At 70.7% G+C, this 25,554-nt stretch carries 11 protein-coding genes; 3 read left to right on the plus strand and 8 right to left on the minus strand.

The features are described from left to right. Positions 1-179: 179 nt before the first annotated feature. The gene (locus amrb99_RS20320) at positions 180-1,706 is read left to right on the plus strand and encodes a polyamine aminopropyltransferase (protein ID WP_190858318.1); all 1,527 of its coding nucleotides are present in this window, start codon (positions 180-182) and stop codon (positions 1,704-1,706) included. A gap of 15 nt (positions 1,707-1,721) precedes the next feature. Here the strand turns inward: amrb99_RS20320 and amrb99_RS20325 are convergent, their stop codons facing one another. Then, positions 1,722-2,423 carry a MerR family transcriptional regulator gene (locus tag amrb99_RS20325; RefSeq protein ID WP_190858190.1) on the minus strand — a complete coding sequence of 234 codons (702 nt, stop codon included), beginning with the start codon at positions 2,421-2,423 and terminating at the stop codon, positions 1,722-1,724. 78 nt (positions 2,424-2,501) lie between these two features. On the opposite strand from amrb99_RS20325, the gene amrb99_RS20330 reads away from it, so the two are divergent. Further along, positions 2,502-3,644: an acyl-CoA dehydrogenase family protein gene (locus amrb99_RS20330; protein WP_190858192.1), complete on the plus strand. Its 1,143-nt coding sequence runs from the start codon at positions 2,502-2,504 to the stop codon at positions 3,642-3,644. On the opposite strand, the gene amrb99_RS20335 is transcribed toward amrb99_RS20330, so the two are convergent. The 7 genes from amrb99_RS20335 to amrb99_RS20365 form a co-directional block, all read right to left on the minus strand. Beyond that, entirely contained in the window at positions 3,641-4,822 is a 1,182-nt protein-coding gene (locus amrb99_RS20335; protein ID WP_206700023.1) for a sulfotransferase domain-containing protein, read from the minus strand. The genes amrb99_RS20330 and amrb99_RS20335 overlap by 4 nt on opposite strands. A 117-nt stretch (positions 4,823-4,939) precedes the next feature. Continuing rightward, positions 4,940-5,413, minus strand: a complete 474-nt coding sequence (locus amrb99_RS20340) for a cold shock domain-containing protein (RefSeq protein WP_190858194.1) — start codon at positions 5,411-5,413, stop codon at positions 4,940-4,942. 71 nt (positions 5,414-5,484) lie between these two features. Continuing rightward, positions 5,485-6,783, minus strand: a complete 1,299-nt coding sequence (locus amrb99_RS20345) for a cysteate synthase (RefSeq protein WP_190858196.1) — start codon at positions 6,781-6,783, stop codon at positions 5,485-5,487. A gap of 8 nt (positions 6,784-6,791) precedes the next feature. Then, positions 6,792-7,592, minus strand: coding sequence for an alpha/beta hydrolase (locus amrb99_RS20350; protein ID WP_190858198.1), 801 nt, complete (start codon positions 7,590-7,592; stop codon positions 6,792-6,794). A gap of 21 nt (positions 7,593-7,613) precedes the next feature. Further along, positions 7,614-9,200: an MBL fold metallo-hydrolase gene (locus amrb99_RS20355; protein ID WP_190858200.1), complete on the minus strand. Its 1,587-nt coding sequence runs from the start codon at positions 9,198-9,200 to the stop codon at positions 7,614-7,616. A 46-nt stretch (positions 9,201-9,246) separates the two neighbouring features. After that, positions 9,247-9,594, minus strand: coding sequence for an MbtH domain protein (locus amrb99_RS20360; RefSeq protein ID WP_190858202.1), 348 nt, complete (start codon positions 9,592-9,594; stop codon positions 9,247-9,249). Between the two features lie 192 nt (positions 9,595-9,786). Further along, a complete protein-coding gene (locus tag amrb99_RS20365) occupies positions 9,787-11,787 on the minus strand; it encodes an ABC transporter ATP-binding protein (RefSeq protein ID WP_190858204.1) in 2,001 nt (666 codons plus the stop codon). Between the two features lie 302 nt (positions 11,788-12,089). Between amrb99_RS20365 and amrb99_RS52515 the strand changes: the two genes are divergently transcribed. Beyond that, positions 12,090-25,544: a non-ribosomal peptide synthetase gene (locus amrb99_RS52515; RefSeq protein ID WP_190858207.1), complete on the plus strand. Its 13,455-nt coding sequence runs from the start codon at positions 12,090-12,092 to the stop codon at positions 25,542-25,544. Positions 25,545-25,554: the final 10 nt, after the last annotated feature.

The following is a 25,554-nucleotide window of genomic DNA, read 5'->3' on the forward strand; positions in this document are numbered from 1 at the left end:
TCTCCGTCGGCGCGCCCGCCCCCGAGACCCCGGACGCGCCCGCCGCCGGACCCCGCCCCGAGACGGCCGTCGAGCCCGGTCCCGACTCGGGCTCCGGCCCCGGCTCGGAGGGTGGCGGCGCGGAGGGCGGCGGCTCAGAGGGTGGCGGCGCGGCGGGCCGGCTCGGCGCGCCGGCGCGGGTGGCGCGCGCTCTGGTCCTCGCGGCCGTGTTCACCTGCGCGGCCTGCGGCCTGGTGTACGAGCTGGCGCTCGTCGCGCTCGGCAGCTACCTGGTCGGCGACTCCGTCACCCAGGCGTCGATCGTGCTGTCCGTCATGGTCTTCGCCATGGGCATCGGGTCGCTGCTGGCCAAGCCGCTGCAGAAGCACGCCGCCGCCGCGTTCGCCATCGTCGAGGGCGCGCTCGCGCTGGTCGGCGGCCTGTCGGTGCTCGCGCTGTACGCCGCGTTCTCCTGGCTCGACATCTACGTCCCGGCGCTGGTGGCGGTGTCGTTCGCGGTGGGCGCGCTGATCGGCGCGGAGATCCCGCTGCTGATGACGCTGCTGCAGCGGATCCGCAAGCAGGACGCGGGCAGCGCCGTCGCCGACCTGTTCGCCGCCGACTACGTGGGCGCGCTGATCGGCGGGCTCGCCTTCCCGTTCGTGCTGCTCCCGACGTTCGGGCACATCAAGGGCGCGCTGCTGGTCGGCGCGGTGAACGCGGTCGCCGGCGTCGCGGTGGTGCTGTGGCTGTTCCGCCGCCGGCTCGGACGCGTCGCGCGGGTCGGGATCGGCCTCGGCATGGTGGCGGTGCTCGCCGTCCTCGGCACGACGTACGCGCTCTCCGACCGGATCGAGGTGACCGCGCGGCAGGCGCTGTTCGAGGACCCCATCGCGCTGGCGAAGGACACCCCGTACCAGGAGATCGTGATCACCCGGAAGATCACCCTGGCGGGCACCACCGACCTGCGCCTGTTCCTGAACGGCGACCTGCAGTTCTCCTCGGCGGACGAGTACCGGTACCACGAGTCGCTCGTCCACCCGCTGATGTCCGGCCCGCACGGGAACGTGCTGATCCTCGGCGGCGGCGACGGGCTGGCGATGCGCGAGGTGCTGCGCTACCGCGACGTCCGCAGCGCGACGCTGGTCGAGCTCGACCCGGAGATGCTGCACCTCGCCCGGACCTACGGGCCGCTGGTCGCGCTCAACCACCGCTCCTTCGAGGACCCGCGCGCGCACACTGTCAACGCCGACGCGTTCACGTGGCTGCGCGGCCAGACCCGCCGGTACGACGCCGTGATCGTCGACATGCCCGACCCCGACGACGTGCCCACCGCGAAGCTGTACTCCGTCGAGTTCTACGGCCTGGTCAAGCGGGTCCTCGCGCCCGGCGGCCGGATGGTCGTGCAGTCCGGGTCGCCGTACTTCGCGCCGAAGTCGTTCTGGAGCATCGAGAAGTCGATCGCCGCCGCCGGCCTCGCCACCACCCCGTACCACGTGGACGTGCCGAGCTTCGGCGACTGGGGCTTCACCCTCGCCTCGCCGACCGCGAAGCCGCCCGCGCTCGCGCTGTCCCCGGACGCTCCGCCGCTGCGCTTCCTCGACGGGTCCGTCCTGCAGGCCGCGTCCGTCTTCCCCAAGGACCGCCGCTCCCGCGACGTCGGTGTCAACACGCTCGTCCACCCCCGCCTCGTCCAGTACGAGGGGCAGGAGTGGAAGGACTCCTGACCCCGGCCTGCGCCGTCAGCGGTCGGTGGAGGTGCGGATGGCCTTGTCGACGGCGTGCTGGAACGACGAGACGAGCGACTGGATCATCAGCGGTTTGAGCTTGCCGGCCAGCTCCATCAGGCGGTCGCGCTCCTCGGGGGAGCGGCCGCTCTCCCGGTAGGAGCGGACGACGGTGTCCTGGAAGACCTGCTGGAGCTCGGCCGCGAGCGCGGTGGTGTGCCGTTCGACGGCCTCGTGCGAGGCGATCAGGGTGTCCAGCGGCATCGGGAGTTCGGCGAGCTCGGCGCTGATGCCGAGCAGGGCGGGCATGACGACCCGGACGGTGTCCGGCGCGATGCTCTCCACGACGCCGAGCGCTTCGAGGCGCTTGAGCGTGTCGTCGTCGAGGTGGCGTCCGGCGCGGCGGTCCAGCTCGTGCCGGCTCACGTCCTCGGGACGCTCCGGCGCCCACGGCGACAGCAGCGCGCGTTGCAGCGCGAGGTCCTCGGCGGGCGCGTCCGGCGGGATCTTCCGCAGGTGCTTCTCGATGGCGGCGAGGGTCAGGCCGAGCGACTGGAGCTCCCGGACGAGTTCGAGCCGCGCGAGGTGGTCGGCGCCGTAGAGGCCCGTCCGGCCGCGCAGCCGGGGCGGTGGCAGCAGGCCGCGCCCGGCGTAGAAGCGCACGGTGCGGACGGTGACCCCCGCGCGCGCGGCCAGCTCGTCCACGGTGAGATCCATACCCGGCTCCTTTGACGTGACAGTGCCAGTGTTACATTAATGCTGTATCAGCACGCACTTACCGAGGGAGACCGCCGGATGGCACGGGAGATCTTCACCGCGGAGCACGAGGCGTTCCGCGACATGGTCCGCGCCTTCATCGAGAAGGAGATCGCGCCGTACCACGAGCAGTGGGAGAAGGACGGCGTCGTCTCCCGCGACGTGTGGCTGGCCGCGGGCCGGCAGGGGCTGCTCGGCATCGACATGCCGGAGGAGTTCGGCGGCGGCGGCAACCCCGACTACCGCTACTACGTGATCCTCAACGAGGAGTTCGCGAAGGCGGGCGTGCACGGCCCCGGGTTCTCGGTGCACAACGACATCAACGGCGGCTACCTGCGTCAGCTTTGCACTCCGGAGCAGCAGGCGCGCTGGTTCCCCGGCTACTGCTCCGGCGAGATCATCACCGGCATCGCGATGACCGAGCCCGCCGCCGGCTCCGACCTGCAGGGCATCAAGAGCACCGCGATCAGGGACGGCGACCACTACGTCCTGAACGGCTCCAAGACGTTCATCTCCAACGGCATCCTGTCCGACCTGGTGATCGTCGTGGCGAAGACCGACCCGTCCGCCGGGGCGAAGGGCGTCAGCCTCCTCGTCGTCGAGCGCGGCATGGAGGGCTTCGAGCGCGGCCGCAACCTCGAGAAGGTCGGCATGCACGCGCAGGACACCGCCGAGCTGTTCTTCGACAACGTCCGCGTCCCCAAGGAGAACCTCCTCGGCGAGGAGGGCATGGGCTTCATCTACCTGATGACGAACCTGGCCCGCGAGCGGCTGTCCATCGGCGCCACCGCGATGGCCGCCGCCGAGTCGGCGTTCGAGCAAACGCTGGAGTACTGCAAGACCCGCGAGGCGTTCGGCCGCCCGATCGGCAAGTTCCAGCACAACCGGTTCACGCTCGCCGAGATGAAGACCGAGCTGACCATCAGCCGCTCCTTCACCGACGAGTGCATCGTCAAGGAGGGCAAGGGCGAGCTGAGCGTCGACGAGGCCGCGATGCTCAAGTACTGGAACACCGAGCTGCTGAAGCGGGTCGTGGACCGCTGCCTCCAGCTGCACGGCGGCTACGGCTACATGATGGAGTACCCGATCGCGAAGGCCTACCAGGACGTCCGCATCCAGACCATCTTCGGCGGCACGACCGAGATCATGAAGGAGATCATCGGCCGCGGCCTCGGCGTCTAGCCCGATCGGTCCTCACGGTGCAGCCAGGCGAGGCAGTCGGGCGGCGCCAGTTGCGCCGCGCGCGCGTGGTAGTAGGCGAGCTCGGCACTGGAGAGCAGGCCGCGTCCCGATCCGGAGGTCCCCTTGCGGAAGAACTTCTCCGGTGCCCCGCCCAGGCCGTCCTCCGGTTGCAGCCGCCCGGCGGCGGAGCGCATCTCGCTGAACGTGGCGGCCTTCACCAGGGCCGGCCAGGCGTGCTCGGGCACGCTGATCCCGAGCCGGGCGGCGAGGTTCCGCATCTCGCCCTCGAGGTCGGCGGACAGGTCCTCGTAGTGCAGGAGCACCACGCCTGGGTCCGCGCGCCGGGCCCAGGCTTCGCTCAGATGGCCGAGCATGTCGGGCAGCAGGTGGCCGCGGTTCGCGTGCAGGTCGGTATCCGTGGCGATCCACTGCAGGAGCCAGTTGCGCGGTGACGACGATCCGCGCCGGTTCGCCGAGGCGGGCCGCTCGTGATGCTCCGCGGCGTTGATCCGGTGGTGGTAGTACGAGATGGCCGCGTCCAGGAGATGCCTGCCGACGACGACATAGGTGACCCGGTCATCGGCCGGAAGCTCGCTCAGCGGCAGATGGGTCTTGATGAACCTGCGGTGGGTCTGAGCCGCGAGGGCGGCCGCCGTCTCGCGGCGGGTCACGGGCTCGGCGTCGAGCCACGGTGACAGATCGGGCAGGGAGCCCGGGAGGTCCGGGGTCTGGAAGACGAGAAGCGCGCAGATCATCTGCGTCCAGGTCGTGCCGCACTTGACCGGGGTGCTGACGATGATGTCGCCCTCGCGGAGCGGGAAGTCCGCCCACGAGGCCGCCCTGAGGGCGTACTCGGACAGGTTCACGACGGTCATGCCGCGCCTGGTGAGCACGGCGGCCGGGCGGGACCGGCCCGGGGCCGCCGCGCGCGTCCTCAGGTAGCCGCGCCGGCCGAGACCGTCGGTCAGCGCGGCGACATCCCGCTCGGCGAAGCCGAGGCCGTCGAGAAGGCGGAGCGCGCCGGCCCTGTCGTGCCGGGCCAATATGGCGAGCAGAAATGACTCACCGGCCGAAATGTCGTCCAGACCGGTCGCCGAATAGCGGCTCTCGATGTAATCCGCCGAGTCGACGACGGCCCGATACATCGCCGTCATCGTTTTCACGTGCTCGTCGGACATGGGTGGAACGGGAGCAGGCATGGCCCCTTCCCCTGTTACGGCAGAAAGGCCGGGAGGCGCGCGGAGCCGAGGCGGTCCGCCGGCGCCGGGCTCCGGCGCTCCCCGGCCCTGCGAAACTCAGCCATCGATCCACTGGTGCTTTTCCGCGCAGCCGAGCACGACCCTGCGGACGTCGACCACCTGCTGCCCGCTCAGCGCCGGGACGCCGCTCAGCAGCAGTTCCGTCAGCTCCTGCATGAATTCGTCCGGCGAGAGCACGTCGCACGTCGGTTCGTCGTCGTCCAGCGTGCCGCCGGCCTGGGCGGACGCGGCCGGCGGGGCCGCCGGCACCGGTGCCGGCGCCTGCCGGGGCGGTGCCGGGACCGGCTTTTCCGCCGCGCCGGGCTCGTCCGGAATGAGATGCGCCGCGAAGGCCTTCCGGCCCCGGTCGCCCGCCATCACCTTGAACTCCAGCCGCGCCCCCGGTGCGAGCTCGTAGGCATCGCTGTCGACCACCGATGTGTGCAGGAAGACGTCCTCGCCGCCGTCGTCCGCCGCGATAAAGCCGTAACCGCGTTCGTGGTCGAACTGCAGTATCCTGCCGGTCGCCATTTCTCCGCCACCTCCATCGCTTTCCGCCAACCTGGGAAAATCGTAAGACAGGGCCATGTGAGTGGCAATGACTAATCGATGGGAACGGTCGATGCGCACACCTCGGCGATCTTTTTGACGAGATCGCGGTCGGTGCGAACGGCGTCCCGGGCGAGCCGCAGTTTCGGATCGGCGGGCACCAGCGTGTGCCGGAGGGCGAGCCGGGCCCTTCCGCCGCCCGTCACGTTGAGCAGCACGACCGACGCGCGGTCGACCTTCCCGGTCCGCACCGCGTCGCGCAGGCAGGCGAGCGCCACCCCGGCCGCGGGCTCGATGTCGATTCCCTCCAGCTCCTCGAACATCGCCTGTGCCGCCCGGGTGGCACCGCTGTCAGCGGTCAGGACGTCCCCCCGGCTTTCGACCAGCGCGTCGTAGACCCCGCCGCGGACGGCGTAGGGCGGCGTCGAGTTCGTCAGCTCGTCGGCATGCACGCCCTTGGCGACGGCCCGGAACCGGCCCGCGGACGCGTCGTCCAGCGACGGCGACCGCGCCTCCCACGCGTGGTGGATGGGCGTGAACGGACGGTTCTGGCAGAGCATGAGCCGGGGGAGCGCGGTCATCTCGGCGCCCGCGGCGCGCAGCCGCTTGGCCGCCTCATGGACGGCGATCGCCCCGGTGCCGCTTCCCACGGCCTGGAAGTAGTGCGTCGGCAGGGACCGCATCTCCTCATGCGCGGTCAGCATGACCGTCCCCAGCCCGTCCCGGCGGCCCACGTTCTTCACCCCGCCCTCCGCCTGGAACGGGGCCGTCCGGCACACGGACGCGGCGAGGTCCATGGCGTCCGAGTAATCGCTGTCGCCGATGGCGACCACGCTGACGCACGGGTCGAGGGGCGCGCGGAACCGCAACCGGTGCAGCGCCGTTTCCGGGACGATCAGCAGGCACGGCACCCCCTCCTGCGAGCAGGCCCAGGCGAAAGCGGCGGCGGTGTTGCCCGAGGACGGGACGGTCAGGATGCTCTGCCGCTTCGGCATCCTGCCGAGCACCGTGTACGCCTCGAACTCCTTGAACGTCCCGGTGCCCAGCATCGCGCCGCGCTCGGGCCAGTAGCCGTTGAAAGCGATCCAGAGGTTCGGGAGCCCCAGGGCGGTCGAGAGCGCCTCGCTGCGGTACACCACGCCCCGGTGAGCGTTGTCCGCCAGCCCGGTGACGGGCAGCCACTCGTGATAGCGGGACAGGCCCTGGCCGTCCTGGACCGGCTTGAAGCCGCGCTGGCGGTACTCGGTGCGCAGCAGCGCCGGTGCGTGCCCTGCGGGGCACTGCAGGATCAGCCCGTCGTCCTCATACGTCCGCTCGCAGCCGGAGCAGGCGAGCCTATAGTGGCGTGCCACGGCTTGCGTCAGTACTTGTCGAGGAAATCGATGATGGCACGGTTGGTCTCCTCCGGTCGCTCCAGATAGCCGAGGTGGCCGCATGCCGCTATCTCGGTGAAATCGCAGTCCGGGATGGCCTCGCTCGCTTCGGCGCACAGGTGCGGCGGGCAGATGAGGTCATCGGTGAAGGCGATGACCCGGCAGGGCGCCTTGATCGTGCGCAGCACCGCATGCCGGTCCGCGGTGAAATCGATGTCGGCCTGCCCGCTCGACACCTTCCGCCCGCTCGAGTACATGAAGATGTCCAGCCACCCGGCGGCCGCGGTGTCGTTGTTGAGCGTCGCGGGCGAGAGCATCTGCAGTGCCGCCGCGACGGCCTCGTACTCGCGCGGTAGCTCGACCGACGCGGCGGTCATCGCGCGGTCAGCGGCCGAGAGCGCCCGCCGGGTGGCGTCCGAGCGCCCGCGCATCGCCATCAGCACGCAGCAGGTCACCAGCTCGGGCCTGGTGGCGGCGACCTCCGAGGCGACCATCGCGCCCAGCGACGTCCCGACCAGGGAGCACGGCCCGACGCCGAGCGCCTCGATCAGCCCGGTCAGGTCGCCGGCGAGATCGGCGAGCGCGTACTTGCCCGCCGGCACGTCCGACGGCGGGATCCCCCTGGTGTCGAACGTGATGGCCTCGTACCCGGCGCGGTTCAGCGCGGGCACCTGGTGCACCGTCCACGCGCTGCCGCCCCCGCCGGTGCCCATGATCAGGACGACCGGCTTCCCGGCGCCCGAGCGCTCGTAGGCCAGCCGGATCCCGTTGACCGTTGCGAACGGCATCGGAGCGCCCTCCCCGGTGGTTCACCATTTCCACTCGTGCTGCCCGTAGAGGTGGTCCGCCTTGACGCCGTGCTCGGAGCACCAGGTCATGAACTCCTCGACCTGCTTCAGCTGATAGGAGTCCTCGTTGTAGCTGGTCGCCATCACATGCCCGACCAGCCAGTCCTCCTCGCCCATGGCGTAGACGTAGGCCTCGGCGGCGCCGAGTTCGGTCAGGATCGCGCTCGCCTGGGCCGCGTTCGAGCCGGAGAGCGTGCGCGAGTCGCTCATCTTCTTCGTCACCGGCGCGGTCAGCAGCGCTCCGTAGAGCCAGGTGAGCGGCGCGCCCGCGCATTCCATGCCGAGGAACGCCATGTCCACCGCGCCGGCCTGCCTGCGCATGTAGCGGTAGAGGCCCGGCTCGATCCCCGAGGAGTCGGCCCCGATGTAGACGGTCTTGCCGGCGAACTTCGCGATGTAGGTCGACTTGGCGCGGATGTCGAGGTCGGCGTGCTCGCCGAGGAAGGGCGCGGCGATGACCGTCCCGCCGGGGAAGGGGACCTCGGAGAAGTCGTCGACCTCGGTCACCGGCAGCCCGAGACGCGAGAGGTAGAGCGCCAGGGAGGGGTCCGCCAGGCTGCCCCGCGACGACCTCGGGACCACCACCGTCCCCACCCTGCCGCGCAGCTGCAGCAGGGTCTCGAGCACGATGTGGTCCTGGTGGCCATGCGTGATCAGCACCAGGTCGATGAAGTCGGGCAGGTCGCGGTAGGTGTACCGGCCGGTCGCCGCGGCGTCCGAGCTGACCCACGGGTCGGTGATGACCGCGCCCTCCGGGGTCTGCAGGACCAGGCACGCATGCCCGAAGTACCTGATGCGCCCGCCGTCGCCGATGTGCCGGTCGCCCGCCAGGTCCGGCTTGTCGGTGAGCAGGCGGGGCAGCTGGGCGGCCTGGGCGTCGTCGAGTTCCAGCGCCTCCCGGAGGCGGCCGAGCGTCGTGGGCTCCAGCCGGGCCCGGCACAGCTCCTCCAGCCCCGGATGCCGGAACGGGATCGGGAGTTCGAGGACGTCCGGGCCGGGCAACCGCGGCGTGCTCAGGATGAACGGCCGCTCGACACCGGTGTCCAGCGACAGCTGCACGCACTGCCGGTCCTCGGTGTAGACCGGGCTCTCGTACACCAGCGGCTCCATATAGCGGATGGACGGCTGGTTGTTGGTGTCGTACGCCATCTCGACCAGTCCCGAGAGGGCGGCCGGGAGCTTGGGGTAAAGCGGCGTCATCGCGAATCCGGTCGCGCTCTGCCGGACGAGCTCCTCCCCGTCGGAGATCGCCGCCGCGAAGTCCAGCATGGGCGCCCGGTCCCGTTTGATGGCGGTGAGCAGGTCGCGGACCTCCGCGACCCGCGACGGGTCGATATTGACGAAGAAGCCGCCCCTGAGTTCCGGGTTGCGGCTGGCGTTGATATGCACCTGCGGAGATTGCAGATACGACTCGAGCAGCGGCACCTGCGCGTATGCGAGATTCATCGCGGCCTGCACCGGCGCCACGGTGTGCAGCCATGCGTAGAACCTGTCGACCAGGGGTTCGATTATCAGGTCGGGCCGCACGAACACGGGCTCGTCGATCACCTTCGCGCCTCCATCCAGGAAAGCATCTGACCCGAGCGCAACGGAATCACTGCGCGCCGGCGGTTACCACGGACTTGTCGACGAGCATGAGGCGGCCGGTCCCCTTGAGCGTGGCCAGGTCGAGGTCGGCGACGCAGCGGACCGGGTCGTCGTTGAGGATCAGGAAGCCCTCGATATGCACCGAGCCGGTGCCCTTGTCGAAGTCGGCGGCGCTGGTGTCCGTCGCGTCGCGGTCCAGCCGGACGCCCAGTTCGGTGCCGCCCCGGGTCTCGGTGAACTTGATCAGGCAGTACCCGAGGTCGCCCACCCGCTCGTGCAGTTCTTCGACGGTGGGTTGTGCCCCGCCCATGACCACGGGCTGTTCGGTGGTGAGGCGCTCGGTCAATTCATCCATGAAAACCCGCTCCTGTTTTCCGGCCACGTTCGGTGGCAGCAATCTACACAGCCGATGTTCAGGCGTCGAGATGAAAGGGAACCCCCTGGACGGCGTTCAACCGGGATCGTCACCTCAGTTGAACAAGGGCGCGCGTGACCGCCGAAAAGGGCCGCGCCGTGATGCGGTACGCCGAGGGTTTCTGTAATGGATTCAGCCGGGCAGCGGGCCGGTACCGGCCGTCTCGCCCCGGCCGTTGCTCCCCTGGGACGCGAACTGCGTGCGGTAAAGGCTCGCATAGAGCCCTTCCTCCATCAGCAGCTCTTCGTGCGTCCCGCGCTGCCTGATCCGCCCCGCGTCGATGACGACGATCTGGTCCGCGGCGCGGATCGTGGTCAGCCGGTGCGCGATGACCAGTGACGTCCGGCCCGAGAGCGCGGTCCGGAGCGCGCGTTGCACGGCGGCCTCGGACTCGACGTCCAGGTGCGCCGTCGCCTCGTCGAGCACCACGATCGGCGGTGCCTTGAGCAGCAGCCTGGCCAGGGCGATGCGCTGCTTCTCGCCCCCCGACAGCCGGAAGCCGCGGTCGCCGGCGACCGTGTCGAGCCCGTCCGGCAGTGAGGCGATCAGCGGCCAGATCTGCGCCGCCTCGCAGGCCTCCACCAGGTCGCTCTCGCTGGCGTCCGGGCGCGCGTACAGCAGGTTCTGCCGGATCGTGTCGTGGAAGAGGTGCGCGTCCTGCGTCACCATCCCGACGGTGTCCTGGACGGACCGGAGGGTCAGGTCGCGGATGTCGCGGCCGCTGATCCGCACCTCCCCGGAGTCGGGGTCGTAGAACCTCGGCACCATCTGCGTGATGGTGGTCTTCCCGGCTCCCGACGGCCCTACCAGCGCGGTCAGCCGGCCCGCCGGGACGCGAAAGCTCACGTCGGACAGCACCAGCGCCTCGCCTGAGGACTCGTGGACCGGCCGCCGGACGGACTCCAGCGAGACGAGCGAGACCGCGTCGGCGGAGGGATAGCTGAACGACACGTGGTCGAACTCGATCTCGGGGGCGCGACCGCCGCCCGTGTCGCGCCCGCCCGTGTCACGCCCGCCGGTGTCACCGCCGCCGGTGTCACCGCCGCGCGCGTCGCCGACCGGCAGCGCGGTGGCGGTGGGACGCTGCGTCACCAGCGGCTTGAGGTCCAGGACCTCGAACAGGCGGTCGAAACTGACCAGCGACGTCAGGATGTTGGCCTGGATGCCGGAGAGCTGGTTGATCGGGCCGTAGATCCGGCCGATCAGGGTGATCAGGGCGACCAGCGTCCCGATCTTGAACGAATGGTCGATGACGAGGTAGCCGCCGATGCCGAACGTCAGCGCGAGGATCAGCGAGGACGACAGCGACATCGCGATGCCGAGCACCTGGCCCATCACGTTCGCCCGCGCGCCGACGTCGCGGACCCGGCCCGCCTTGTCCGAGAACAGCCTGGCCTCCTCGTCGGGCCGCCCGAACAGCCGGACCAGGATCGAGCCGGCCACGTTGAAACGCTCGTTCATCACCGAGGCGAGTTCCGCGTTGAGCTGCATCTGCTCTCTGGTCAGCCGCTGCAGCCTGCGGCCGACGGCCTTCCCCGGCAGGACGAGAACGGGGACGATGACAATGGCGAAGAGGCTGATCTGCCAGGACAGGTAGAACATCGCGACCAGCACGAAGACCAGCGTCAGCAACGTGTCCACGGTCCGCGACAACAATGTCGTGACCGCCTGCTGCGCCCCGACGACGTCGGAGTTCAGCCTGCTGACGAGTGACCCGGTCTGTGAACGCGTGAAGAAGACCGGGGTCTGTTTCTGTACGTGCTCGAATACCTCGGTGCGCAGATCGTAGACGAGTCCCTGGCCTATTCTGGCGGAGGTCCTGGTCTGGATGTAGACCGCGCAGGCATCGGCGATCGCGAGCCCCGCCAGGAGTGCCGTCAGTTCAATGACGACCGACAGCCGGCGCGGAACTATTCCGGAATCGATGATGACGCCGAAGAGCAGCGGATTGGCCGTCGTCACGCCCGCGTCGATGACGGTGAGGGTGATCAGCAGAACGAGCGACCAGCGGTATTTCTTGATATATGGAATTACTCGCCGCACGGTTCCCGGCCTGATCCGCCGGCGGCCGGGTGAATCGCGCTCCGTCGCCGCCGTCCCGAATTCGTGGGCGGGTGCTCGGGTGGCTGGCATCCGGTTCCTCCTGAGGACGGCATCGCCGATTGTCCGCTGCGAGTCTTTCTAGAATAGTTCGGCGAAGAGGCGGGGCCGGTGGCGTTCAACTGGCGCGCCGGTTCAGTTGAACGGAAATGTTGTGCTCAGTCTATGACTGGTTATGATCGGCGTTAATGCTGTTGGTGAATATCTCTTAAGCGGGCGGATCTGGAACCGTTGCCGGACGGGTGCCGCCAGAGGCCCGCGACCCGTACTCGCCCGACATGAGCGCTCGGTCCCGCGCGACCGGCTTCGGCTCGCCGCGGCGTGCCTAGGAGGGGATGTTGCTCGTGGTAGCCGAGGATCCGGGCAACGGCGATGATGGGACACGCTCCGACGGCCGGCCGCGTCGCCGGACCGCCGGACCGCCGGTGCTGGAACTGCCGGGCGGCCGGTCCTCGGCCGCCCCGCCCGTCACGGCACTGGCCCGGTTCGCCGTCCCTGCCGAGGTGACGGACGGCCTGCGGGCCGCCGCCCGCGCCGCGGAGACGGACATGTCCCGCATGTCGCTGGCAGCGTTCCTGATCCTGCTCGCGCGCTACACCGGCCGGGACGCCTTCCTGGTCGGTGCCGCGCTCGCGGAGCGGGACGGACCGGAGGCCGCGGGCGGCCGCGGGCCGGCCGGGAGCACTCGGGTGCTGCGGGCCGATCTGTCCGGCGACCCGCTGGTCTCCGAGCTGCCGGACCGGATCGTCGCGGCCGGTGAGCGGGACTCCGAGGAGGGACGGTCGCAGCCGCCGCTCGTCCAGGTCGGATTCAGGTACGCGGTCCCGGACGGCGGGGCCGGCGCGGTCGCGCCGCAGCAGGCGGGCCTGGAGTTGCGGCTGGCCGAAGAGCCCGCCGGTGGACTGGCCGGAACGCTCGCGTACTCCACGGCCGTCTGCGACGCGGCGACCGCCGGCCGGCTGGCGGAACACCTGGGCGTGCTCCTGGCGGCGGTGGCGGCGGACCCGGATCGGCGGGCCGCCGACCTGCCCCTGCTCCTGGAGGACGAGCGGGAGCAGCTGCTCGTCACCTGGAACGACACCGCCGTGCCGGTGCCCGCGTGCGGGGCGGACGAGCTGATCGCCGCCCAGGCTCTGGAGTGCCCGGACGCGGTCGCCGTCGCCGCGGACGGCGTCTCGCTGACGTACGCCGGTCTGGAGGCCCGGGCCTCCCGGCTGGCCCGCCACCTGCGGGACGCGGGTGTGGGCGCCGAGACGGTGGTCGGGCTGTGCTTGGGCCGCACCACGGACCTGCTGGTGTCGGTGCTGGCGGTATGGAAGGCCGGCGCCGCGTACGTGCCGCTCGAGCCGGGCCATCCGGCCGCGCGCCTGGCGTTCGTCCTCGCCGACAGCGGGGCCCGCGTGGTGATCGGGACCGAGGCGACGGCCGGACGCCTGCCCGCCGGCCGGGCACGGTTGATCAAGATGGACGCGCCGGAGGTCCGGGAGGTGCTCTCGGCGGGGCCGGCGCTCCCGCGTCCGGCGGCCGCCCCGGCCGAGCGGCTCGCATACGTGATCTACACGTCCGGGTCGACGGGCGAGCCCAAGGGCGTGGCGGTCACCCACCGGGCGCTGGTCAACTACCTGGCCTATTCGCGGGACGCCTATCCGGGGCTGCGCACGGGGTCGGTGGCGCACTCGCCGATCTCGTTCGACCTGACGGTGACCGCGCTGTTCGGGCCGCTCGTGTCCGGTGGCTGCGTCTTCCTCGCCGGGCTGGACGAGGCGTGGCAGGCGGGCGGGAAGGCGCCCGCCGGGTTCCTGAAGATCACCCCGAGCCATCTGCCGCTCCTGGACGCGATGGGCGAGCGGGGCCACCGCGGCGACCTGGTCGTGGGCGGCGAGCAGCTGACCGCCGAGTCGCTCGCGGGGTGGCGGGACCGGAACCCGGGCGTCGCGGTCACCAACGAGTACGGCCCGACCGAGACGACGGTCGGGTGCGTCGGCCACCGGACGGCTCCCGGCGAGCCGCTGGCGCCGGGAGCGCAGCCGGTCGGGCGCCCGGTCTGGAACACCCGGGTGTACGTGCTGGACGGGCGGCTGGATCCGGTGCCGCCGGGGGTGCGGGGTGAGATCTTCGTCGGCGGGGCGGGGGTCGCCCGGGGGTACCACGGGCGTCCGGCGCTGACCGCGGAGAGGTTCGTCGCGGACCCGTTCGCGGCCGACGGGTCGCGCCTCTACCGGACCGGTGACCTGGGGCGGTGGGGCGCGGACGGCATTCTCGAGTTCCATGGCCGGGCCGACGACCAGGTGAAGGTCAGGGGATTCCGGATCGAGCCGGCCGAGGTCGAGTCGATGCTGGCCGGGCATGCGCGGGTGGCAGCGGCGGCGGTGGCCGCCGTCGGCCACGGCGCGGGAACCCGGCTGGCCGCCTGGCTGGTGCCGGCCGACGCCGCCGCCGGTGCCCCGGCGGTGGGCGAGCTGCGCGCGTACCTGGCCGAGCGGTTGCCGGAGTTCATGGTGCCGTCGCTGTTCACCGAGGTGGCGGCGCTGCCGCTGTCGCCGAACGGGAAGCTGGACCGGTCGGCGCTGCCGGCACCGGACATGTCACGGCCCGACCTCGGTGCCTTCACCGCCCCCGCCACCCCCACCCAGGAACGGCTGGCGCGGATCTGGGCGCTCGTGCTGGGAGTGGAGCGGGTCGGCGCCGACGACGACTTCTTCGCGCTGGGCGGCCATTCGCTGCTGGCGACGCAGGTCGTCTCGCGGGTGCGGGAGGAGTTCGGGGCGGAGGTGCCGATGGCGGCGCTCTTCGACCACCCGACCGTGGCCGGGCTGGCGGAGGCCGTCGAGAACGCCGATGGCGTCGCCGTCCCCCCGGTGGTCCCCGTCCCGCGGGACGGGCGGCTGCCGCTGTCGTTCGCGCAGCAACGGCTGTGGTTCGTCAGCCAGCTCGAACCGGAGTCGGCCGAGTACACCGTGTCCGCCCCGTCGCGACTGGCCGGGCCCCTGGACCTGGCGGCGCTCGGTGCGGCATTGACCGCCGTCGTCCACCGGCATGAGGTGCTGCGGACCCGGCTGGTGGCGGGCGACGACGGGGTGCCGTTCCAGGTGATCGACCCGCCATCGCCGTTCCGGCTGCCGGTCGCCGACGTGTCCGACGCGGCGGACCCGCTCGCGGCGGCCGCCGCCCTGGTCGCCGCGGACGCCGCCGCGCCGTTCGACCTGGCCGCCGGGCCGGTGATCCGCGCCTGCCTGGCCAGGCTGGCTCCCCGCGATCACGTGCTGGTCCTGTCGGTGCACCACGTCGCCTCCGACGAGTGGTCGGAGGAGATCCTGCGGCGCGAGCTGGTCGCGCTGTACCAGGCGTTACGCAGCGGCGAGGCGGATCCCTTGCCGCCTTTGCCGGTGCAGTACGCGGACTACGTGTCGTGGCAGCGCCACTGGCTGACCGGTGACGTGCTGGAATCCCAGCTGGCCTACTGGCGCGAGCAGCTGGCCGGAGTGCCGGTGCTGGACCTGCCGACCGACCGGCCCCGCCCGCTGGTCCGGCCGACCGCCGGGGCCGCGGTGGAGTTCACCGTCGCGCCCGAGGTCACCGACGGCCTGCGCGCCGTCGCCCGCCAGGGCGGCGCGACGATGTTCATGACGCTCCTGGCGGCGTTCATGGCCCTGCTGGGCCGCTACGCCGGCCGGGACGACTTCGCGGTGGGCACCCCCGTCGCCAACCGCGACCGCGCCGAGACCGAGAACCTCATCGGGTGCTTCATCAACTCCCTGGTGATGCGGGCCGACCTGTCGGGCGACCCGACGTTCGGCGAGTTCCTGGCCCGGGTGCGGCAGGTCGCGCTGGCGGCGTACGCGAACCAGGATCTGCCGTTCGAGCAGCTGGTGGACGACCTGATCACCGAACGGGACCAGTCCCGCACCCCGCTCTTCCAGGTCCTGTTCAACTACAACATCCCCACCGCGGAGGAGCAGGGCAGCGGCGACATCGCGTGGACGCGGGCGGATCTCGGCGGCGACGTGGTGGCGCGGACGGACGTGCGGTTGGTGCTCGTCGAGCGGGATGGCGCATTGGCTGGCGCGGTGGAGTACAGCACGGGGCTGTTCGACCGCGATTCCGTGACGCGGTTGGTGGGCCATTTCGCGGTGCTGCTGAATGGAATTGCCAGAGGCGATGGGGACCTGCGTTTGTCCGCCCTGCCGATGGTCTCCGAGGCAGAGCGGGAGGAGCTGCTGAGCTGGGGTGTGGGCGTGGACGCCGATGCCCAGGCCGGTGATGACGGTGGTGTCGTGGCCTTGGTTCTGGGCCAGGCGGCGGTGCGGGCGGATGCGGTGGCGGTGGTGGTCGGGGACGTAAGCGTCACTTATGGGTGGTTGGTGGGGCGTGCGGGGCGGTTGGCGGGTTATCTGCAGGGCTTGGGGGTTGGTCCGGGGTCGGTGGTGGGTTTGTGTGTGCCGCGTGATGTGGAGATGGTGGCGGCGGTGTTGGGGGTGTGGTTGGCGGGTGCGGCGTATGTGCCGTTGGACCCGGGTTATCCGGCGGATCGGCTGGGTTTCATGCTCGCTGACAGTGGTGCCGGTGTTGTGGTGGGCGTTGGGTCGGCGGTGGGGGATGTCCCGGTGGGACGGGGCGTCCGGGTAGTCGAGCTGGACGACCCGATGACGGCGGCGGCGATCGCCGGATCCCCGGTGACGCGTGATGCTGCGGCTGGTGAGGGCCTGGCGTACGTGATGTACACGTCGGGCTCGACGGGTCGACCGAAGGGTGTGCTGGTCGACCACGGTGGTGTCGCGAATTTGGTGGCAGGTCAGGGGCCGGTGTTCGGGATCACCCCGGGTGTGGTGGTGGCGGGGTTCGCCTCGTTCAGTTTCGACGCGGCGGTGTCGGAGGTGTGGGTGACGCTCGGGCACGGTGGGCGTCTGGTGCTCGTGGGTGAGGACGAGCGGGTGGACACCGCGCGGCTGGCGCAGGTGCTGGCTGCGGCGGGTGTCGGAGTGGTGACGTTGCCGCCGTCTGTGGCGCGTGTGGTCGACCCGGCGGAGTTCGCGGGTTTGGCGACGTTGGTGTTGGCAGGCGAGCGGGCTGACGGGCATTTGGTGGCCCGATGGGCGGACCGCTGCGTGGTGGTGAACGCCTATGGGCCGACCGAAGCATCGGTATGTGCGACTGCAGGCAGCGCGAACAAGGTCGCGGCTCCGAGCGGAGTGGTGCCGATCGGGACACCGCTGCCGGGCGTGCGGGTGCACGTACTGGATGAGCGACTGAACCCAGTGCCGATGGGTGTGGCCGGTGAGTTGTTCATCGGTGGTCTGGGGTTGGCGTGGGGTTATGCGGGACGCGCGGCGCTGACCGCCGAGCGGTTCGTCGCCGATCCACTGGCCGGTGACGGGTCCCGGTTGTACCGCTCGGGTGACCGGGCGCGGTGGCGTCCGGGCGGCGTGCTGGAGTTCCTCGGCCGGATCGATGAGCAGGTCAAGCTGCGGGGGTTCCGGATCGAGCCCGGCGAGGTCGAGGCCGTGCTGGCCGCCCATCCCCAGATCAGCGCCGCCGCAGTCGCTGTAACCACGGACATGGCGGAGGCCGGTGAGCAGGATCCGCAGTTGGTCGCCTGGTTGGTGCCTGCCGATCCGGATTCTGGCGTGCCTTCTGTCGCTGAGTTGCGTGAGTTTGCTGGTAGGCGGTTGCCGGAGTTCATGATTCCGGCCTTTTTCGTGGAGATCTCCGAGTTCCCGTTGAGTCGTAATGGGAAGTTGGATCGGGCTGCGTTGCCGGCGCCGGATGCGGGGCGGTTGGTGGGGCGGGTGTTCGTGGAGCCGCGGTCGGAGACCGAGCGTGCGCTGGCGGGGATTTGGGCGGAGTTGTTGAAGGTGGAGCGGGTGGGGGTGGAGGACAATTTCTTTGAGTTGGGTGCGCATTCGCTGTTGGCGACTCGGGTGGTGTCGCGGGTCCGGTCGATGTTCGGGGTCGAGATCGCGGTCTCGGCCCTGTTCGACGCCCCGACCCTGGGGCAGTTAGCCGAGGTGGTGGACGCGGCCGCCGGAACGGTCGTGCCGCCGGTGGTCCGGGTATCGCGCGATCAGCGGCTTCCGCTGTCGTTCGGGCAGCAGCGGCTCTGGTTCGCCGACCAGATGGAGCCCGGGTCCGCGGAGTACAACGTCCCGATGCCGCTGGCGATGAGTGACGTCGACGTCGAGGTTCTGGCTTCGGCGTTGTCGGCGCTGGTGCGGCGGCACGAGGTGCTGCGGACGCGGCTGGTGGCGGGTGAGGACGGGGTGCCGTTCCAGGCGATCGATCCGCCGTCGCCGTTCTGGCTGCCGGTGGTGGACGTGTCCGCCGCGCCTGATCCTCATGCGGCCGCGGGCGTGCTGGTCGGGGCGAGCACGGCAGAGCCGTTCGACCTGGCCGCAGGACCGCTGATCCGCGGATGTCTCGCGCGGCTGGCGAGTCATGACCACGTGCTCGTTTTGTCGGCCCATCACATCGTCTTCGACGAATGGTCAGCGGAGATTTTCCGGCAAGAGCTGGCCGCGCTGTACGAGGCGTTCCGGCGGGGCGAGCCGGACCCGCTGCCGGCGTTGCCGGTGCAGTACGCGGACTTCGCGGTGTGGCAGCGGCGCTGGCTGACCGGCGAGGTGCTGGAAGAGCAGTTGGCCTACTGGCGGGAGCAGTTGGCGGATGTCCCGGTGCTGGACCTGCCGACCGACCGGCCCCGCCCCCCGGTGCGGTCCACCACAGGCTCGTTCGCGGCCTTCGCCTTCCCCGCTCCAGTGGCCGAGGGCCTGCGGGAGGTAGCGCGGGCTGCCGGGGCGAGCATGTTCATGACGGTGCTGTCAGCCTTCATGGTCCTGCTCGGGCGGTACACCGGTCAGGACGACATCGTGGTGGGGACTCCGGTCGCGAACCGGGACCGGGCCGAGACCGAGGGCCTGATCGGATTCTTCGTGAACACGCTGGTGATGCGGGCCGATCTGTCCGGCGACCCGACCTTCGCTGAGCTGCTGGAGCAGGTCAGGGCCACCGCGCTGGACGCCTACGCCCACCAGGACCTGCCGTTCGAGCAACTCGTCGACGAGCTGGTCACCGAACGGGACCGCTCCCGCACCCCCCTCTTCCAGGTCCTGTTCAATCACCGCGGAGACGACACCGAAAGCCGGCTCACGGTCAGCGATTTCCAGCCGGAGCGAACGATCGTCAAGTTCGACCTGCAGGTCACCTTGGGCGAAACCGCTCAGGGCTTGACGGGGGAGGTCAGGTACAGCACCGGCCTGTTCGACGTCAGCACCGTGGCGCGGTTGGTGACCCATCTGGGCGTGTTGTTGGAAGGCGTCGCCGAGGGCGGCGAGGAGCGGCGGTTGTCCGAGCTGCCCATGGTCTCGATGCCGGAGCGAGAGGAACTGCTCGGCTGGGGCGCCGGTGCTGAAGCCGGCGTCGAGTCCGGCGTGGTGGGTTCGGTTCTGGGGCAGGCGGCGATCCGGCCGGACGCGGTGGCGGTGGTGGTCGGGGACGCCTGCCTGACCTATGGGCGGCTGGTGAGCACGGCCGAGCGGCTGGCGGGTTATCTGCGGGGGGCGGGGGTCGGCGCGGGATCGGTCGTGGGGCTTTGTCTTCCGCGTGATGTGGAAATGGTGGTCGGCATTTTGGGGGTGTGGTTGGCGGGTGCGGCGTATGTGCCATTGGACCCGGGATATCCCGCGGACCGTTTGGAGTTCATGCTCGCCGACAGCGGCGCCGACGTCGTGGTGGGGATGACGGAGTCGGCGGAAACACTGGGCACAGTGCCGTCCGAAGTGACGCGGGTGGTTTTGGGCGATCCGGCGACGGCGGCGGCCATTGCGGCGTCCCCGGCGGTGCGTGATGGCGGGGCTGGTGGGGGTCTGGCGTATGTGATCTATACGTCGGGGTCGACGGGCCGGCCCAAGGGTGTGCTGGTCGGGCATGGCGGGGTGGCGAATCTGGTGGCGGGTGTGGGGCCGGTTTTGGGTGCTGGTCCCGGTGTGCGGGTGTTGCAGTTCGCGTCGTTCAGTTTCGATGCGGCGGTGCTGGACGTTGCCGCCGTGCTGGCCGGTGGTGGGACGTTGGTGGTGGCGCAGGCGGCGCAACGTGCCGAACCCGCCCGCCTGACGGCACTGGTGCAGGCATCGGGAGTACAGGCGACGAGCGTCGCGCCGTCGCTGCTGGCGTTGCTGGATCCCCGCGAGTTCGTCCCGGTGTGGTCGATGATCGTGGGCTCTGAGCCGGTCAGCGGCCAGATCGCGCGGGAGTGGGGTGCCGGGCGGCGGATGTCGATCGGTTACGGGCCGACCGAGACGACCGTCATCTGCTGCACGGGCCTGGTGGACCCGTCCGCGGAGGGAGCGCCGCCGATCGGACTGCCCGTGGCCAACACGCTGGTACGGGTGCTGGACGAGAACTTGAACCTGGTCCCGGTCGGGATCAGCGGTGAGGTGTTCATCGGCGGCGCCGGGCTGGCCTTCGGCTATCACGCGCGTCCGGTACTGACCGCCGAACGGTTCATCGCCGATCCGTTCGCCGGCGACGGGTCGCGCCTGTACCGGTCGGGCGACCGGGCGCGGTGGCGGGCCGACGGGTTGCTGGAGTTCACCGGCCGGGCCGACGAGCAGGTCAAGGTCCGCGGGTTCCGCATCGAACCCGGCGAGATCGAAGCCGTCCTGACCGCCCATCCGGACGTCGCGGACGTCGCGGCCGGGGTCCTGGGAGAGGGCGCGGACGCACGCCTCGTGGCGTGGCTGGTCCCCGCAGGCCCCGAGGCCGGAATCCCCGAAGCGGGAGAGTTGCGGGAGTTCGCGGCCAGGCGGCTGCCCGAATTCATGATCCCTGCCGTGTTCACGGAGGTGGCGGCGTTTCCGCTCACCCCGAGCGGCAAGCTCGACCGTGCGGCACTGCCCGACCCGGGCACCGAGCGGCCCGAGGTCTCCGCCGGCTACCAGCCGCCCAGAACCGAAACTGAGCAGGTTCTCGCCGGAATCTGGACACAGATCCTCGGCATCGAACGCGTCGGTCGCAACGACGACTTCTTCGAACTCGGCGCGCACTCGCTGCTGGCGACCAGGATGATCTCGAGGATCCGGCGGGTGTTCGGTGTGGACGTCCCGCTCACCGCGGTGTTCGACGAGCCCACCGTGGCCGGGCTCGCCTCGGTGATAGAGCAGGCCGCGGCCGGGGCCGCGGCGCCGCCGATCGTGCCGGTGCCGCGGGAGCAGCGGTTGCCATTGTCGTTCAGCCAGCAGCGGCTCTGGTTCCTGGACGTCCTGGAGCCGGGGTCGGTGGAGTACAACGTCCCGATGCCGTTGCGGTTGCCGGCGGCGGTGGACGTGGCGGCTTTGACGGCGGCGTTGTCGGCGGTCGTGGGTCGCCATGAGGTGCTGCGGACGCGCCTGGTCGCTGGTGACGACGGGGTGCCGCACCAGGTGATCGACCCGCCGTCGCCGTTCTCGCTTCCGGTGGTGGATGTCTCGGCTTCGGTGAATCCGCACCATGCGGTTCAGGCGCTGGTGGTGGCGGACGCGCTCACCCCGTTCGATCTCGCTGCCGAGCCGCTCATCCGGGCGTGCCTGGTGCGGGTGTCGGATGACGAACATGTGCTGGTGATGTCGCTGCACCATGTCGTGAGCGACGAATGGTCAGGGCAGATCCTGCGCGACGAGTTGGCGACGCTGTACGAGGCGTTCCGGCGGGGCGAGCCGGATCCGCTGCCGGCGTTGCCGGTGCAGTACGCGGACTTCGCGGTGTGGCAGCGGCGCTGGCTGACCGGCGAGGTGCTGGAAGAGCAGTTGGCCTACTGGCGGGAGCGGCTGGCCGGTGTGCCGGTGCTGGACCTGCCGACCGACCGGCCCCGCCCCCCGGTGCGCTCGACCTCGGGCGCGGTGATCCGTTTCGCCGTTCCCGGCCTGGTGGCGGAGGGCTTGCGGGAGGCGGCGCGTGCTGCCGGGGCGAGCATGTTCATGACGGTGCTGTCGGCGTTCATGGTGCTGCTGGGGCGGTATGCCGGTCAGGACGACGTGGTGGTGGGGACGCCGGTGGCGAACCGGGATCGGGCCGAGACCGAGGGTCTGATCGGGTTCTTCGTGAACACGCTGGTGATGCGCGCGGACCTGTCCGGCGACCCGTCGTTCACCGAGGTGGTGCGGCGGGTGCGGACGATGGTCCTGGCCGCGCACGCCCACCAGGACCTGCCGTTCGAGCAGCTCGTGGACGACCTGGTCACCGAACGGGACCGGTCGCGGACGCCCCTGTTCCAAGTGCTCTTCGGGTACGACACCCTCGGCAGCGGCAGCGAGGGCGGCTCCGGACCCGCGAGAGAGCTGAACTGGGATGGCGACATCGGCTGGGCGGCGCGGGGCGGGCTGGACGACGCGCTGGCGGTGAAGGCCGATCTCGAACTCACCATGACCGACCGGGACGGCGAGCTGGCGGGTGCCGTGGAGTACAGCACTGCTTTGTTCGATGCGGGCAGTGTGGCGCGGTTGGTGGGTCATTTGGGGGTGTTGTTGGAGGGGATTGGCGGGGGTGGTGGGGAGCGGCGTTTGTCGGAGTTGCGGGTGGTGTCGGAGGGGGAGCGGGCGGAGTTGCTGGGGTGGGGTGCTGGTGGTGAGGCCGGGGTCGAGTCGGGTGTGGTGGGTTCGGTTCTGGGTCATGCCCGGGTGCGGGCGGACGCGGTGGCGGTGGTCGTCGGAGACGTGAGCGTGACTTATGGGTGGCTGGTGCGGCGTGCGGAACGGCTCGCCGGCCATCTGCGGGGATTGGGTGTCGGCCCCGGATCAATGGTGGCTCTGTGTGTGCCACGTGATGTGGAAATGGTGCTCGGCATATTGGCGGCGTGGCTGGCCGGAGCGGCGTACGTCCCATTGGACCCGAAATACCCGGCGGACCGGCTCGGCTACATGCTCGCCGACAGCGGCGCGGACGTCGTGGTGGGAACGACCGAATCGGTAGAAGTGCTGGGCGCAGTGCCGTCCGAAGTGACGCGGGTGGTTTTGGACGATCCGGCGACGGCGGCGGCCATTGCGGCGTCCCCGGTGGTGCGTGATGGCGGGGCTGGTGGGGGTTTGGCGTATGTGATCTATACGTCGGGGTCGACGGGTCGGCCGAAGGGTGTGTTGGTGGGGCATGGTGGGGTGGCGAATTTGGTGGCGGGTGTGGGGCCGGTGTTGGGTGCTGGTCCTGGGGTGCGGGTGTTGCAGTTCGCGTCGTTCAGTTTCGATGCGGCGGTGTTGGATGTGGCGGCGGTGCTGGCCGGTGGTGGGACGTTGGTGGTGGCGCAGGTGGCGCAGCGTGCCGAACCCGCTCGCCTGACGGCGTTGGTGCGGGCGGCGGGCGTACAGGCGATGAGTGTGACTCCATCGCTGTTGGCGGTGGTGGATCCGGGGGCGATGCCGGGTCTGGCGACGGTGTTGACGGGTGCGGAACTGCTGACCGAGCCGTTGTCTCGGGTGTGGTTGCGGCATGTGCGGTTGGTGAACACCTATGGTCCGACCGAGGCGACGGTGATGACCACCACCGTCGCGTTGGATCCGGGCGGGTCTGGTGTGCCGCCGATCGGGGCGCCGGTGCCTAACGCGTGGGTGCGGGTTCTGGATGATCGTCTTGGTCTGGTTCCGGCCGGGGTGAGCGGTGAGGTGTTCATCGGTGGTGCCGGGTTGGCGTTGGGGTATCACGGGCGTCCGGCACTGACCGCCGAACGGTTCATCGCCGACCCCTTCGCTGACGATGGGTCGCGGTTGTATCGGACGGGGGACCGGGCTCGGTGGCGGGCTGACGGGTTGTTGGAGTTCACCGGCCGGGCCGATGAGCAGGTCAAGGTCCGCGGGTTCCGCATCGAACCCGGCGAGATCGAAGCCGTCCTGAGCACCCACCCGGCCATCGGGGCCGTGGCGGCGGGAGTCGTGGGCCGGGACACGGACGCGCGGCTGGCGGCGTGGCTGGTGCCTGCCACCCCCGAGGCCGGAATTCCCGAAGCGGGCGAGTTGCGCGAGTTCGCGGCCGAGCGCCTGCCCGACTACATGATCCCCGCCCTGTTCACCGAGCTCGCCGCGCTCCCGCTGACACCGAACGGCAAACTCGACCGCGCGGCACTGCCCGACCCCGGCACCGAACGGCCCGAGGTCTCCGCGGGCTACCAGCCGCCGAGAACGGAAACAGAACAGATCCTCGCCGGAATCTGGGCGCAGGTCCTCGGCATCGACCGCGTCGGCGGCGATGACAACTTCTTCGAGCTCGGCGGCGATTCCATCATCAGCATCCGGGTGGTGGCGGAGGCACGGAAGTCCGGAGTGCACCTGTCCGCCGGGCAGATCTTCGAGCATCAGACGGTGGCTCGGCTGGCGGCGGCGGCCGGTACGCGGGAAACGGCCGCTCCGTCCGAGCAGGGACCGGTGACCGGTGATTTCCCGCTTACCCCGGTGCAGCGGGAGTTCTTCGCGGACTGCCCGTCCGACCCCTCGCATTTCAACCAGTCCGTCTTGCTGACGGCCGACGGTCCCGTGCGGGAGCGGCCCCTCCGCGAGGCGGTCCGGGCCCTGCTGGATCACCATGATGTGCTGCGGTCGCGGTTCGTCGCCCGCGACGGCGCCTGGACGGCCCGCGTCGACGCCGCGGAGCCGGCCGACGTGCTGTGGCCGGCGGACGCCGCGTCCGGGAACGGCTCCCGCCGGCGGCTGGCCGACGCCGCGCATGCCAGCCTGAACCTGGAGGAAGGGCCGCTGCTGCGGCTCGTGCTGTTCGAGCGCGACAGGACGCTGCTGGTGGTGGCGCATCACCTGGTGGTGGACGCGGTGTCCTGGCCGATCCTCGTCGAGGACCTGTCCACGGCCTACGACCAGGCCGAACGGGGACTCGAGATCACGCTGCCGGCCAAGACCTCCTCGTTCGCGCGGTGGGCGCGGCGGCTGACGGAGCTGGCCGCCACACCGGAGCTCGCGGAGGAGACCGGCTACTGGCGCCGCGCCGCCGGGGCCGGTGTCGTCCCGCGCGACCACGACGGAGAGAACACGCGCGCCTCCGCCCGGCGGCTGCACACCGCGCTCACGGAGCGGGATACGGAGCGGCTGCTGCACGAGGTCCCGTCGGCCTACGGGACCCAGATCAACGACGTCCTGCTGACGGCGCTCGGGATCGTCCTGACCGGCTGGTCCCGGTCGGCTGCCCTCGCGGTCGATGTGGAAGGCCATGGCCGGGAGGACGTGGGCGCGGACATCGACGTGTCCCGCACGGTGGGCTGGTTCACCAGCGTGTACCCGGTCGTGCTGCACGCGTCCGCCGAAGGCGACCTCGGCGCGGCACTGCAGCGGACCAAGGAGGACCTGCGCGCCGTGCCGCGCCGCGGGCTCGGCTACGGGTTGCTGCGCTACCTGCGCGGCGCCGTGGACGGGTCCCACACGGACGTGAGGTTCAACTACCTCGGCCTTTCCGGCCAGGCCGGTCCCGCCGGCGACGGCACCGCCAGATTCCTGATGACCGACGACACGCTCGGCCGCGGGGTCCCTCCCGACGGGAAGCGCAGCCACCTGCTCGACATCACCGGCCGCGTCGCCGCCGGACGCCTGGAAATCGTCTGGTCCTATTCGGCCGATGTGCACGACGAGACGACCGTAGAAGCGCTGGCGCGGCGTTACACGGAGGTCCTCACCAGGCTGATCGAGCACTGCTGCGCTCCCGGTGCCGGCGGCTACACCCCGTCCGACTTCCCGCTGTCCGGGCTGGACCAGGAATCCCTCGACTTCATCCAGCAGAGCTTCGGTTCCCCCGCTCCATCGCACGAGACCACCAATTCCGGAGGCTGGTCATGACGTCATCCGA

Origin of the sequence: Actinomadura sp. RB99 (assembly GCF_014706005.1) — a bacterium.
GTDB lineage: Bacteria > Actinomycetota > Actinomycetes > Streptosporangiales > Streptosporangiaceae > Spirillospora.

Bases quoted from the DNA above. Each gene is read 5' to 3' on its own strand.
- amrb99_RS20325 (WP_190858190.1), bottom strand. From the start codon at position 2,423: ATGGATCTCACCGTGGACGAGCTGGCCGCGCGCGCGGGGGTCACCGTC.
- amrb99_RS20330 (WP_190858192.1), top strand. From the start codon at position 2,502: ATGGCACGGGAGATCTTCACCGCGGAGCACGAGGCGTTCCGCGACATG.
- amrb99_RS20335 (WP_206700023.1), bottom strand. From the start codon at position 4,822: ATGTCCGACGAGCACGTGAAAACGATGACGGCGATGTATCGGGCCGTC.
- amrb99_RS20340 (WP_190858194.1), bottom strand. From the start codon at position 5,413: ATGGCGACCGGCAGGATACTGCAGTTCGACCACGAACGCGGTTACGGC.
- amrb99_RS20350 (WP_190858198.1), bottom strand. From the start codon at position 7,592: ATGCCGTTCGCAACGGTCAACGGGATCCGGCTGGCCTACGAGCGCTCG.
- amrb99_RS20360 (WP_190858202.1), bottom strand. From the start codon at position 9,594: ATGGATGAATTGACCGAGCGCCTCACCACCGAACAGCCCGTGGTCATG.
- amrb99_RS20365 (WP_190858204.1), bottom strand. From the start codon at position 11,787: ATGCCAGCCACCCGAGCACCCGCCCACGAATTCGGGACGGCGGCGACG.
- amrb99_RS52515 (WP_190858207.1), top strand. From the start codon at position 12,090: ATGTTGCTCGTGGTAGCCGAGGATCCGGGCAACGGCGATGATGGGACA.